The organism is Gordonia neofelifaecis NRRL B-59395 (assembly GCF_000192435.1).
Taxonomy (GTDB): Bacteria; Actinomycetota; Actinomycetes; order Mycobacteriales; family Mycobacteriaceae; genus Gordonia; species Gordonia neofelifaecis.
In genome coordinates, this window is the sequence record NZ_AEUD01000005.1 from 69,002 (window position 1) to 81,758 (window position 12,757).

A 12,757-nucleotide genomic window follows, 5' to 3' on the forward strand; every position below is an offset into this window, starting at 1 on the left:
TCGGCCGTTCGTGTCGTTCGTTCATGCGGACGGTCGGGGCGCAGCCGGACACAGCTGTCGAATCCGGCCGGTTGTGTCACCATCGGATCACGCGGTCGAGCATGTGCGCGACGCACCTTCCGAGGAGAACCATGACCTACGATCTGAGTTCCTATACGACTCCCGCCGAAGTGATGACAGAGGCTGGGACACTTGAGTTTCCGCTGGGCGTCCCGACGGTGGAATCCGCCGACGCGGCCTACGGTGTCGCCGACCGAATCAACGCCTATCAGGCGTATGTCAACGGCTATCCGGCCGTCTCACTGTGGGCGGCGCACAAGGGCTTCCTCGCCGCGGGCATCGAGGACGGGGACGTCTTCCTCACCAGCTCGCTGATGGACTCGCGGTCGCTGTTCCTCACCGCGAACGCCGACACCGTCTATTTCTGGACCTTCCTCGATCTGTCCGACGGGCCGATGGTGATGCGGGCTCCGGAGCGGACGCTGTCGATCGTCGACGACATGTGGTGGCGATGGATCACCGACTTCGGCGTTCCGGGACCCGATCGCGGGCACGGCGGCCTGTACCTGTTCGCCGGTCCGGACTACGACGGCCCGCTGCCGTCGGGCGGCTACCACGTCTTCCGGTCGCGGACGAACCGGATCAGCGTGATCGGCCGGGCGTTCCTGGAGAACGACGACCCGGCGCCGGCGGTCGCTCGGATCAAGGAGCAGCTGTCGTTCGCGCGGTACGCACCGGGGGGCATCGGATTCCCCGTCGGCACGTTCCTGCAGGGGCACACACCGCTGGGGCAGGTCGAGGAACTCGCGACGCCGAGGTTCGTCGAAGGCTCCGGATTGGCGATCAGCACCATCATTCCGGTCGACACCACCTTCTACGAGATGCTGAACGAGGCGATTCAGGCCGAGCCGGCGTCGGCGCTCGATCCCGAGATCGCCGCCCCGATCGCCGGGGCGGGTATCCGCCACGGGCTGGACTTCGCGCCCGACGACCGGATGCGCGGCATTCTGGAGGAGGCGGCCGCGACGGCGAACGCGGTGACCCGCTCGGTGGCCTTCCGCCCGCGGGAGGCCGAGGGCTTCAGCTTCTATCCGGGCACCGGGTTGCATTGGACGTCACCGCTTTTCGCGGGCGGCTACAGCTTCCAGACGCCGCCGCCGTTGATCACCGCGAACGGATTGGAGCCGTTCCCGGACCGCGGAGCCAAGCTCAACCTCGCCCGCGCGTCCTTCTTCTACCTGGCGACCGGCATCACTCCCGCGATGTGCATGAACCTGACCGGCATGGGTTCGCAGTACATCGGTGCGACGATGGACGCGAACGGCGACGGCCTCGACGGCGGCAGGCACTACACGGTGACGCTGCCCGATGGCATCCCCGGCGCTGCGTTCTGGTCGATCACCCTCTACGACAACCAGACTCGTTCGATGCTCGTCACCGACCAGCGGTATCCGCGGGCGGGCTCGCAGAGCTACCCGACACCGGCTGCGGTCCCGGATCCGGACGGTTCGATCACATTGCATTTCTCCCCGTCGCAGCCGGACGGGGTCGTCGACGGCAACTGGGTGCAGACCGCACCGGGGGACGGGTGGTTCGCGATCCTGCGCTTCTACAGCCCGACGAAGGCCTACTTCGACAAGAGTTGGCAGCCGACGGACATCACGCCGGTGTGATCCGAGAGTTCGGGTCGATGCCCGGACGACGAGAGAGCGCCTGATCCGTCTTGCGACAGATCAGGCGCTCTCGTCGGGGTGACTGACGGGACTCGAACCCGCGACAGCCAGGATCACAACCTGGTGCTCTACCAACTGAACTACAGTCACCATCGGCACCGACCGCAATGTTCACACATTGTTTCTCGGGCCAGGCCCATACTCTAGCGGGTTTTCACCCGGAAACTCCAATCGGTTGCTGACCAGCAGGTTTACGCGGGTCCGAGTTTCTCGACGATCTTCTCGAGCGACTTGGCGTCCGGGCCGGGGGCGGCGACGAACGCTGCCTCGCGGTAGTACCGGAGCTCGCGGATCGACTCGCGGATGTCAGCCAGTGCCCGGTGCGCGAGACCCTTCTGCGGCTGGCCGAAGTAGATCGGCGGGAACCAGCGACGGCACAGCTCCTTGATGGAGCTGACGTCGACCATGCGGTAGTGCAGGTACGCGTTGAGCTCGGGCATGTCCCGGGCGATGAAGCCGCGATCGGTGGCGATCGAATTGCCGGCCAGGGGAGCGGCGCCGGCTGTGGTGATGTGCTCGCGCAGATAGTCCAGAACGGCCTTCTCCGCTTCGGCGAGGGTCACCGTCGACGCACGGACCTCCTCGGTGAGCCCGGAGTCGGCATGCATCTTGGTGACGACGTCGGGCATGGCCGCGAGGGCCTCGTCGTCGGCGTGGATCACCACGTCGACGCCCTCTCCGAGGATGTTCAGGTCGCTGTCGGTGACGAGAGCGGCGATTTCGATGAGCTTGTCGGACCCGACGTCGAGGCCGGTCATCTCACAGTCGATCCACACGAGTTTGTCTTGCACCCGACCAACTGTAGTGGCCGGGCTCGTCGCGCGTCGGCTCGTGTGCGGTGACGGCCTACTCGCCGTCGCCGAGCTTGCCGTAGAACCTGCCCACGATCGGTGCGACCACCGCTCGTGGCGAGTACCCGCCGGCCACCGACATCGCCTTGCTCAGCGAACCGGGCACCACGCGCATCTTGTTTCGCCCCAGTGCATCCAGGCTCATCTCGGCGACCTTCCGGGAGTCGTGCCAGAGGAAGTCGGGGACCAGCTTGTCGACGATCGACGCTTCGTCGGCCGACGGCGTGTGCGTGCGAACCGGCCCGGGGGCGAGCAGGGTGACGTGGACTCCGGTGCCCTTCAGCTCGCCGCGGAGCGATTCGCTGAAGGTGTTGACGAAGGCCTTGGTGGCCGCATAGGTCGCGTTGTTCGGGATCGGCATGTTGCCCGCGGCCGACCCGACCATCAGGATGCCGCCCGAGCCGCGCTTCACCATCTGCGGCAGCACGGCGAGCGTGAGGTCGTGGACGGCGTTGGCGTTGAGCCGCATCTGCGACCGCTCGTAGCCGGCGTCCAGATCGGCGAGCGGACCGAATGTCGCGATGCCCGCGTTGTTGGCCAGAATCGAGATCTCCCGGCCGGCGAGTTCGGTGCACAGTCGGTCGACGGCGTCGAGGTCGGAGAGGTCGACGGCGCGGACGTCGACGTCCACCGCGTGCTGACCGCGGAGTTCGGTGGCCAGCCTCTCCAGGATCTCGCCGCGTCGCGCGACCAGGATCAGCGAGTACCCGCGTTCGGCGAGTGTCCGGGCCAGGGCCATGCCGATGCCGGAGGAGGCACCGGTGACCACGGCGCGCGCAGCGGGTCGGGGAACGGGAAGAGGCATGGCGGACAGTCTACGGTTCGCGGTCGCCGAGTCCGCCGAACCCTCGTCCGTCGATGACGGGCGAGCCCGGCGGGCGCGGGCCATACTGGGCCTGTCGATCGACGACCGACTGATTCCCAGCGAACAGAGGAAGCGATGTATCACAGCAGCGGCAATTACGAGGCATTCGCTCGTCCCCGCAAACCGGAGGGGGTAGACGACAAGACGGCCTGGTTCGTCGGCGCGGGCCTGGCGTCACTCGCCGGCGCGGCGTTCCTGATCCGCGACGGGCAGATGTCGGGCGAGAAGATCACGATTCTCGAGCGGCTCGACCTCCCCGGCGGCGCACTCGACGGAATCGCGGTTCCGAAGAAGGGCTTCGTGATCCGCGGTGGGCGGGAGATGGAGAACCACTTCGAGTGTCTCTGGGATCTGTTCCGGTCCATTCCATCGATGGAGATCGACGGGGCCAGCGTCCTGGACGAGTTCTATTGGCTGAACAAGGACGACCCCAACTTCTCTCTGCAACGGGCCACCGTCGAACAGGGCAAGGACGCGCAGACCAACGGGGAGTTCGGCCTGAGCGACAAGGCGCAGAAGGAACTGGTGAAGATCTTCCTCGCCACCCGCGAGGAGATGGAGAACAAGCGGATCGACGAGGTCTTCGGCTCCGAGTTCCTAGCCAGCAACTTCTGGCTGTACTGGCGCACCATGTTCGCGTTCGAGGAGTGGCACAGCGCCCTTGAGATGAAGCTCTACCTGCATCGCTTCGTCCACCACATCGGCGGTCTGCCGGACTTCTCGGCGCTCAAATTCACCAAGTACAACCAGTACGAGTCGCTGGTCATGCCGCTGTACAAGTGGCTCCTCGACCGCGGAGTCGAGTTCCGGTTCTCCACGGAAGTCACCGACGTCGGCTTCGAGATCGACGGCGACCGCAAGCAGGCCACGCGCATCGACTGGATCGCCGACGGTGAGGCGGGCGGCGTCGATCTCGGCGCAGACGATCTGGTGTTCATGACGATCGGATCGTTGACCGAGAACTCCGACGACGGCAGTCACCACGAGCCCGCTCGGCTCGACCGCGGGCCCGCGCCCGCCTGGGAGCTGTGGCGGCGCATCGCCGCCAAGGATCCGTCGTTCGGACGTCCCGATGTCTTCGCCGGCGACATCGATGCGACCAAGTGGGAGTCCGCGACGGTCACCACTCTCGACGAGCGCATCCCGAAGTACATCCAGAGGATCTGCAAGCGCGATCCGTTCAGCGGCAAGGTCGTCACGGGCGGAATCGTGTCGGTGCGCGATTCGAGCTGGCTGCTGAGCTGGACGGTGAACCGCCAGCCGCACTTCAAGAACCAGCCGAAGGACCAGATCGTCGCGTGGGTCTACTCGCTGTTCGTCGACGTGCCCGGTGACTACGTCAAGAAGCCGATGAATGAGTGCACGGGAGAGGAGATCACCCGGGAGTGGCTGTACCACATGGGAGTTCCCGTCGAGGAGATCGACGAGCTGGCGGCGACCGGCGCCAAGACGGTGCCGGTGATGATGCCGTACGTGACGTCCTTCTTCATGCCGCGGCAGGCGGGGGACCGACCCGACGTGGTGCCGGAAGGCGCGGTGAACTTCGCCTTCATCGGCCAGTTCGCCGAGAGCTCTACGCGCGACTGCATCTTCACCACCGAGTACTCGGTCCGCACACCGATGGAGGCGGTGTACACGCTCCTCGGAGTCGAGCGCGGGGTCCCGGAGGTGTTCGGCTCGACGTACGACGTCCGCGCGCTGCTGAACGCGACGGCTCGGCTCCGCGACGGCGCCGAGGTGCAACTCCCGGGACCGCACTTCCTGCGGGAGAAGGTGTACGAGAAGTTCACCGACAACGAGGTGGGCAAACTGCTCGTCGACTACAAGCTGATCGAGCGTCCCTAGTGGTCGGTAACGGATAAGACTGTGGTTCGGTGCCAGTATCTGGCACCGAACCACAGTCTTATCCGTTACGACGTCAGGTCACGGCAGGCCGGCGGCCACCTCGGTGCCCTGGCGGATGGCGCGCTTGGCGTCGAGTTCGGAGGCCAGATCGGCGCCGCCGATGACGTGCGTGATCACCCCGGCCTCGGTGAGCGGGTCGACGAGGTCGCGGACCGACTCCTGTCCGGCGCAGACGACCACGTTGTCGACTTCGAGGACTCGTGAGCCGGTCACGTTGCCCTCCTTGTCCCGGATCGTGATGTGCAGGCCGGCGTCGTCGATCTTGTCGTAGGTGGCGCCGGAGATCTGCTCGACGCCCTTCATCTTGACGGTGGCGCGGTGCACCCAGCCGGACGTCTTGCCGAGCGTCTTGCCCTGGCCGCCGGGCTTGCGCTGCACCATGTAGACCTGGCGGGTGGCCGGCAGCGGGCGCGGCTTGGTGAGGAAGCCCGGGGTGTCGAGATCTTCGGTGACGCCCCACTCCTGTTCCCACTCCTTCAGATTCAGGGTGGGCGACTCGTCGACCGTCAGGAACTCGGTGACGTCGAAGCCGATGCCGCCTGCGCCGATCACCGCGACGCGCTTACCGACCTCGCGGTGGCCGAGGACGGCGTCCGCGTACGACATCACCATCGGATGGTCGATGCCGTCGATCGCGGGTACGCGGGGGACGACTCCGGTCGCCACGACCACCTGGTCGTACCCGCCGTCGATGAGCTCCTGCGCGGTCACGCGGGTCTCGAGGCGCACGTTCACATCGTTGATCTCGAGCTGCCTGCTGAAGTAGCGGATGGTCTCGTTGAACTCCTCCTTGCCGGGAATCCGGGCGGCGATGGAGAACTGCCCGCCGATCGACGAACCGCCCTCGAAGAGGTCGACTCGGTGTCCGCGCTGGGCGGCCGAGACCGCGGCGGAGAGTCCGGCGGGTCCGGCGCCCACGACGGCGACGCGCTTGGCGGTCCGGGTGGCGCCCAGCGTCAGGACCGTCTCGCGACCGGCGCGCGGATTGAGCAGACACGAGACCTTCTTGCCGACGAACGCGTGATCCAGGCACGCCTGGTTGCAGCCGATGCACGTGTTGATCTCGTCGGAGCGGCCGCCGCGGGCCTTGTTCACGAAGTCCGGGTCGGCGAGCAGCGGACGCGCCATCGACACGGCGTCGACCTTGCCGCGGTCGAGGATCTCCTCGGCGAACTCGGGGGTGTTGATGCGGTTGGACGCGATCAGCGGGATGTCGACGACCTCGCGCAGGCGCTCGGTGAACTTGACGAAGGCGCCGCGCGGGACCGAGGTGACGATGGTCGGGACCTGCGCCTCGTGCCATCCGATGTCGGTGTTGATGGCGTCGACGCCGAGCTCTTCGGCCTTCTGCGCGAGGAGGGCGATCTCGTCGAAGGTCTGGCCGTTCTTGACGAAGTCGGCGACGCTCTGACGCAGGATGATCGGGAAGTCGCGCGGAACCTTCTTGCGGATGTCCTTGATGATCTCGACCAGGAAGCGCTGGCGGTTCTCGGTGCTGCCGCCCCACTTGTCGGTGCGGTCGTTGGTGTGCGGGCACAGGAACTGGTTGATCAGGTAGCCTTCGCCGCCCATGATCTCGATGGCGTCGTAGCCGGCCTGGCGGGCCAGTTTCGCGGCCGAGCCGAACGAGCGGATGACGTGCCAGATGATCTGCTCGGTCATCTTGAGGTGCTTGAACGGGTGGATCGGGCTGGGTTCGCTGCCCGCGGCGACCTTCAGCGGGGTGTAGCCGTAGCGGCCGGCGTGGATGATCTGCAGCGCGATCCTACCGCCCTCGGCGTGGACGGCCTTGGTGAACTCGCGGTGGCGCAGCACGTCGGCGTGGTTGGTCATCTTGCCCGCGAAGGGAAGCAGCTGACCGGTGCGCGACGGCGCGAATCCGCCAGTGATGATCAGGCCGACGCCGCCGCGGGCCCGCTCCGCGTAGTACGCGGCGAGCTTCGGGGTGTCCCACAGGCGATCTTCCAGGCCGGTGTGCATCGATCCCATGACCACGCGGTTCTCGAGCGTGATGCCGCCGATCGTCAGCGGTTCGAACAGCTTGGGATAGTGGGCGTTGGGCGCCGTCTGGGCTGTCATGGCGCAACCTCTCTTCTTGTGGATACCGGATCGGTGGGGATGGTCGGGGTCAGGGAGTGGCCGCGGACGTGGACTCCGCGGACCGGTCGAGTTCGCGCTGGAATCGATCGAGTACCTCGTCGCACCATTCGACGGTGTGCTCGCTCATTCGGACGCCACCGCGCAGGACGAGGTACTGGCCGAGTTTGCGGCCGGTGAGAGCGTCGGGATCGGGGTAGTACTGCTCGACCCATCCGCGGTAGACCGCGAGCATCGCCGCCGCTTCATCCCGATGCGCCCGCAGTTCGGCTATCACGGTGGGCAGGTCGCCGAGGTCGGCTGCGCGCAGCTTGACGCCGAGGTCGCTGCGCAGCGGTGCGAGCGGCGTCGGGCTGTTGACCCAGTCGGCGAGCATGTCCCGGCCGGCGTCGGACAGGGTGTAGACCTTCTTGTCCGGTCGGCCGTCCTGGGCGATCGATTCGAAGCTCACCAGGCCGTCGGAGTGCAACTTCTTGAGGGTTCGGTAGATCTGCTGATGCGTCGCGGACCAGAAGTAACCGATCGACCGGGAGAACTGCTGTCCGATCTCGTAGCCCGTGCCGGGTCGCTCGGAGAGCGAGACCAGAATCGCATGCTCGAGTGCCATGAGTGCACAGTAGCAGTGCAACACTGCGCTATGCAACAGCGTTCATATGAACTTGGGTGCATAGCATGGTTGCCGCCCGGACGTGTCCGTTTCCTGCTATGAAGAGGCCGTGACATCGTTTCGCCGAATCGCCCTGCCGGGAACCGCGCCCGAGGATGTGATCTGTCTGCCCGACGGCCGCGTCGTGACCGGAATCGACGACGGCCGGCTCCTCGCGATCGAGCCGTCGACCGGGGACGTCGGAGTCCTCGCCGACACGGCGGGCAGGCTGCTCGGCCTGGACCTCGACGCCGACGGGTCGATCTACCTCTGCGACCACGACCGTGGCCTGCTGAAGCTGGACGCGGGCCGCTCGCGGGTGCATGTCCTCGCCGACACGGTGGACGGGCGGCCGCTCCGTTTCGCGAGCAACGTCGCCCACGCGCCGGACGGCACGTTGTACTTCTCGTCCTCGTCGCAGAACTTCACCATCGACCGCTGGCGGTCGGACCTGATCGAGCATTCGGGCACCGGCAGGCTGATGCGGCGCAGGCCCGGCGGGGAGGTGGAGATGCTGCGCGACGGCCTGCAGTTCGCCAACGGCGTCGTGCTCGGCCCGGACGCGGACTACGTGTTGGTCGCCGAGACCGGCGGTTCCCGGATCTCCAGGTACTGGCTGACCGGCGACGCGGCCGGCACGTCCGACGTCTTCGTCGACGACCTCGGCGGATATCCCGACAACATGTCGATCGGCAGCGACGGGCTGCTGTGGGTGGCGCTCGCCTCACCGCGGAACGCGGTGCTGGAGGGCATCTTCCGGCTCCCGCTGCGGGCGCGGAAGATTCTCGCCCGCGCACCGCAACGGGTGGGTCCGGCGCCCGAGGAAGTGGTGTGGGTCCAGGCCTTCGACTTCGACGGCGCGCTCGTCCACGACATCCGGATCGACGACGTCGACTTCGGCTTCGTGACCGGCGTCGCCGAGCGGGACCGCGTGCTCTATCTCGGCACCATCATCGGCAACGCGCTCGGCGTGCTCGACCTCCGCGGCTGACTCCGGTCAGCCCGCGACACTGAGCACGGGCCGGCGGATCCGTCCGTCGTCCAGGCACAGCACCTCGTCGGCGATGGCGGTCAGCCGTGCGTCGTGAGTGATGAGCAGGGTGGTTCGTCCGAGTGCCAGGGCACGCAGCGGCCCGACGACACCGGCCACCGACTCGTCGTCCAGGGCGGCGGTCGGCTCGTCCAGGACGAGCACCGGTGTGTTCCGGAGCATCGCGCGGGCGATCGCGATGCGCTGCCGCTGCCCGCCGGAGAGTTCGAGTCCGTCGCCCGCGAGCACCGTGTCGTAGCCGTCGGGCAGCGACTCCACGAACCGATGCGCGTCGGCGTCGACGGCGGCGGCGATGATCTCCTCGCGGGTCGCGGCGGGATGACCGAAGGCGATGTTCTCGGCCACGGTGCCGGGCCGGATGTGCGGCGTCTGCGGGAGCAGGGTGACCTGCTCTCGCACCGAGGCGCCGGTGACGGCGGCGAGGTCGTGGCCGTCGATGCTCACGACGCCGGAGTCCGGGTCGTCGAGTGCGCAGATCAGCGCGGCGAGGGTGGACTTCCCGGCGCCGCTCGGACCGGTCAGCGCGGTGATCGCTCCCGGGCGCAGATCCAGGTCGGCTCCACGGAGGACGGCGCGGTCGTCGTAGGCGAACGAGACGTCGTCTAGCCGGACAGGGACCGGAGTCCGCACCGGGCGCGGCAGGGGTCGGGCGTCAGCCGATTCGATGCGATGCACCGGTTCGTCGAGGACCTCGGCGATGCGGGCCGCGCTGACACAGGCCTCGGCGACCGACAGCCGGACGTCCGCGATCTGCTGCAGTTTGGGGTAGAGCATGGCCAGGTAGCCGGTCAGGGCCAGTAACTGGCCGACGGTGAGGGCGCCCTCTCGCACCTGCCAGACGCCGACCAGCGTCACCGTCAACGACAGACAGACCTGGGCGAATCCCAGAATGCTGCCGAAACCCGCCTCGATGCGGGTCTGCGAGATGCGGGTGTCGGCCCAGCGACGACCGTGGCGGGCGAGGTCGTCGGCCTCGCTCGGCTCGCGGTTGTAGGCCACCGTGGTCTCGTGGCCGGCCAGGGCGGAGTAGATGGAGTCGGCGATGTCGCTGTTGGCCGCACGCTCGGCGTGCGTGGTCCGCGTCTGCAGACGACCGAAGTAGGCCGAGACGGCCCACAGGATCGGGCACGCCGCGACGGCGACGCCCGCGACGATCGGACTCATCAGGAACGCCGCGACGAGCAGGCCGGCGGCGTTCGCGACGGCTACCGCGAGCGACATCATGCCGGTACCGATCAGGTGCTCGACCGCTTCGAGGTCGCTGGAGTGCCGGACGACGAGGTCACCGAGGCCGCGGCGCCGATGGGTGATCGGCGCGAGCCGCTGAACGTGTGCGAACAGTTGTGTCCGCAGCCGCAGGACCACGCGTTCGGAAGCGATCGTCGACAGCAGCATGCCGATGTAGTCGGCGCTCACGCTCACCGCGGTGACAGCGAGCCATAACGCGGCCAATCGGGCGAAAGACTGCCAATCTGCCGCATTGAGGGCTCCGTCGACGACGTCGGAGAGGACGAAGACGCCCGCGGCGTCACAGCCGGCGGCCAGCAGAAGAAAGAAAGCGGCTCCGGTGAGATGAATTCTCTGGCCGGAGACGAAGAATGAGAATCGGCGTATCGCCATTCGAAAGGTCATGGATGCTCTTCGTTGATCGAATCGGACTCCGATCCCCGGATGCGCCGGCCCCGATGGGGGTGAACGGGCCGGCGCATCCCGATGGATCCTACGAGGTCAGCGGACCCAGGCCCAGAACCAGCGGTGATTGCGGTTGTCCCAGCGGCGCTCGCGGCGGCGACGCGGGGCCGGGTTGATGAAACCGAAGTTCTGGCCGCGGTTCTGATCGGGGCGGTGGTTGTTGTCGTAAGCCATGTCGTGCTCCTTATCAGGTCGGGTTCGCAGAATTGTCTGAGGAAAGGACCGGCCCTTTTCCCGAGTTTCTCCGATCGCGTATCTCGCGTCCGACATGAATGAATCTATGAATCCGATCTGTGGAGCCTCTGGCGCTGAACTGACAGGTCTCTGGCAATTCCGCGAGCGCATCTCTGTCGTGTCTCCGTGTCGTGTTTCCGGCCCCTCACCCGATCGGCCGGGCCGCCGTGAGGCATTCATTACCTGCGCGTGATCGCGGTGGCCGGTGCCCGCAACACGGTGTTCGTACGGTCGGAGCCGACTCGGCCGCCGGGCCGGGGGGCGAAGGAGGACGCGTGAGTATCGGAGCAGTTCGCAGTCTGCGGTGCAGGAGGGCGACGACGTCGCTCACGGGATGGGACCCGGAGGACACGGTCGCATGGGAGGCCGGCGGATCGGCGGTCGCGCGCCGGAACCTGATCTGGTCGGTGGTGGCCGAGCACGTCGGGTTCTCGGTGTGGACACTGTGGTCGGTGATGGTCCTGTTCATGCCGACCGACGTCTACGGGATCTCCGCAGGCGACAAGTTCCTGATCGGTGCGGTCGCGACGCTGACCGGGTCGCTGCTGCGATTCCCCTACACACTCGCGACGACGAGGTTCGGCGGGCGGAACTGGACGGTCTTCTCCGCGTTGGTGCTCGTCGTGCCGGTGTCGGCGACGATCGTGCTGCTGGCGAATCCCGGGCAGCCGCTGTGGATGTACCTGGTCTGCGCGGCGCTCGCCGGTGTCGGCGGCGGCAACTTCGCGTCGTCGATGACGAACATCAACGCCTTCTATCCGCAGCGACTCAAGGGCTGGGCACTGGGGCTCAACGCCGGTGGCGGCAACCTCGGCGTGCCAGCGGTTCAGCTGGTGGGGCTGCTGGTGATCGCGTGGGCCGGCGATCGCGAGCCGTACTGGGTGTGCGCGGTGTACCTCGTGCTCCTGGCGGTGGCCGCGGTCGGCGCGGCGCTCTTCATGGACAACCTCAATGGGCCGGGCGTCGATCTCGGCGCGATGCGCGCGGCCGTCGCCGATCGGGACACCTGGCTGATCGCGCTGCTGTACATCGGGACCTTCGGGTCCTTCATCGGCTTCTCGTTCGCGTTCTCCCAGGTGCTCGCACTCAACTTCCTCGACCACGGCGACACACCGGCGCAGGCTTCGCTGCACGCCGCGCAGATCGCGTTCATCGGCCCGCTCCTCGGATCGGTGGCGCGGGTCTACGGCGGCCGACTCGCCGATCGGGTCGGCGGCAGCCGAGTGACCCTCGGAGTCTTCGCGGCGATGATCTGCGCAGCCGGACTGCTCTTGGCCTCCGGCGCATCGATCGTGGTGCAGGTGATCGGCTTCGTCGCCCTGTTCGTCCTCTCGGGCATGGGGAACGGCTCGGTGTACAAGATCATTCCGTCGGTGTTCGAGGCGAAATCGCGCACTCTCCCGATCGATGAGGCAGGACGCGCGGCGTACTCGCGCTCGATGTCCGGCGCGGTGATCGGCATCGCGGGCGCAGTCGGCGGACTCGGCGGCGTCGGCATCAACATGGTGCTGCGGCAGTCGTACCTGAGCTCGGGTTCGGCGTCGGTCGCGGTGATCGTCTTCGCGGCGTTCTATCTGCTCGCGGCGATCGTGACCTGGCGCGCGTATGTCGGCGTCCCGCGCGGGACGGGCGAGATGACCTCGAGCCGGCAGTCTGCGAAGCTGTCCTCATGAACTCCGCGAG

General features: G+C 67.2%; 10 protein-coding genes and 1 tRNA gene. 4 read left to right on the top strand and 7 right to left on the bottom strand.

Features of this window, described 5'->3' with window-relative positions; translation table 11 throughout:
- Positions 1–131 precede the first annotated feature (131 nt).
- Positions 132–1,673 (top strand): DUF1254 domain-containing protein, encoded by a 1,542-nt coding sequence (locus tag SCNU_RS07510; protein ID WP_009678757.1) that lies wholly within the window; start codon positions 132–134, stop codon positions 1,671–1,673.
- A 77-nt stretch (positions 1,674–1,750) separates the two neighbouring features.
- Here SCNU_RS07510 and SCNU_RS07515 read toward each other — a convergent pair.
- The 3 genes from SCNU_RS07515 to cmrA all read right to left on the bottom strand — a co-directional run bounded on the left by SCNU_RS07515 (position 1,751) and on the right by cmrA (position 3,389).
- Positions 1,751–1,823, bottom strand: a tRNA-His gene (locus SCNU_RS07515).
- Between the two features lie 101 nt (positions 1,824–1,924).
- On the bottom strand, positions 1,925–2,524 hold the full coding sequence (gene orn / locus SCNU_RS07520; RefSeq protein WP_009678758.1) for an oligoribonuclease: 600 nt from the start codon (positions 2,522–2,524) through the stop codon (positions 1,925–1,927).
- A gap of 55 nt (positions 2,525–2,579) precedes the next feature.
- Positions 2,580–3,389, bottom strand: a complete 810-nt coding sequence (cmrA, locus tag SCNU_RS07525; protein WP_040518006.1) for a mycolate reductase — start codon at positions 3,387–3,389, stop codon at positions 2,580–2,582.
- Positions 3,390–3,524: 135 nt separating this feature from the next.
- Between cmrA and SCNU_RS07530 the strand changes: the two genes are divergently transcribed.
- On the top strand, positions 3,525–5,294 hold the full coding sequence (locus tag SCNU_RS07530; RefSeq protein WP_009678760.1) for an oleate hydratase: 1,770 nt from the start codon (positions 3,525–3,527) through the stop codon (positions 5,292–5,294).
- A 78-nt stretch (positions 5,295–5,372) separates the two neighbouring features.
- On the opposite strand, the gene SCNU_RS07535 is transcribed toward SCNU_RS07530, so the two are convergent.
- Together SCNU_RS07535 and SCNU_RS07540 are read right to left on the bottom strand one after the other, a co-directional pair.
- Positions 5,373–7,433: an NADPH-dependent 2,4-dienoyl-CoA reductase gene (locus SCNU_RS07535; protein WP_009678761.1), complete on the bottom strand. Its 2,061-nt coding sequence runs from the start codon at positions 7,431–7,433 to the stop codon at positions 5,373–5,375.
- A gap of 49 nt (positions 7,434–7,482) precedes the next feature.
- Positions 7,483–8,058: a PadR family transcriptional regulator gene (locus SCNU_RS07540; RefSeq protein ID WP_009678762.1), complete on the bottom strand. Its 576-nt coding sequence runs from the start codon at positions 8,056–8,058 to the stop codon at positions 7,483–7,485.
- A gap of 109 nt (positions 8,059–8,167) precedes the next feature.
- Here SCNU_RS07540 and SCNU_RS07545 point away from each other — a divergent pair, with 109 nt between their 5' ends.
- Positions 8,168–9,088 carry an SMP-30/gluconolactonase/LRE family protein gene (locus tag SCNU_RS07545; RefSeq protein ID WP_009678763.1) on the top strand — a complete coding sequence of 307 codons (921 nt, stop codon included), beginning with the start codon at positions 8,168–8,170 and terminating at the stop codon, positions 9,086–9,088.
- Positions 9,089–9,094: 6 nt separating this feature from the next.
- On the opposite strand, the gene SCNU_RS07550 is transcribed toward SCNU_RS07545, so the two are convergent.
- On the bottom strand, positions 9,095–10,780 hold the full coding sequence (locus SCNU_RS07550) for an ABC transporter ATP-binding protein (protein WP_040517962.1): 1,686 nt from the start codon (positions 10,778–10,780) through the stop codon (positions 9,095–9,097).
- Positions 10,781–10,876: 96 nt separating this feature from the next.
- Positions 10,877–11,014, bottom strand: coding sequence for a hypothetical protein (locus SCNU_RS20590; protein WP_009678765.1), 138 nt, complete (start codon positions 11,012–11,014; stop codon positions 10,877–10,879).
- Between the two features lie 335 nt (positions 11,015–11,349).
- Between SCNU_RS20590 and SCNU_RS07555 the strand changes: the two genes are divergently transcribed.
- On the top strand, positions 11,350–12,747 hold the full coding sequence (locus SCNU_RS07555) for an MFS transporter (RefSeq protein WP_009678766.1): 1,398 nt from the start codon (positions 11,350–11,352) through the stop codon (positions 12,745–12,747).
- Positions 12,748–12,757: the final 10 nt, after the last annotated feature.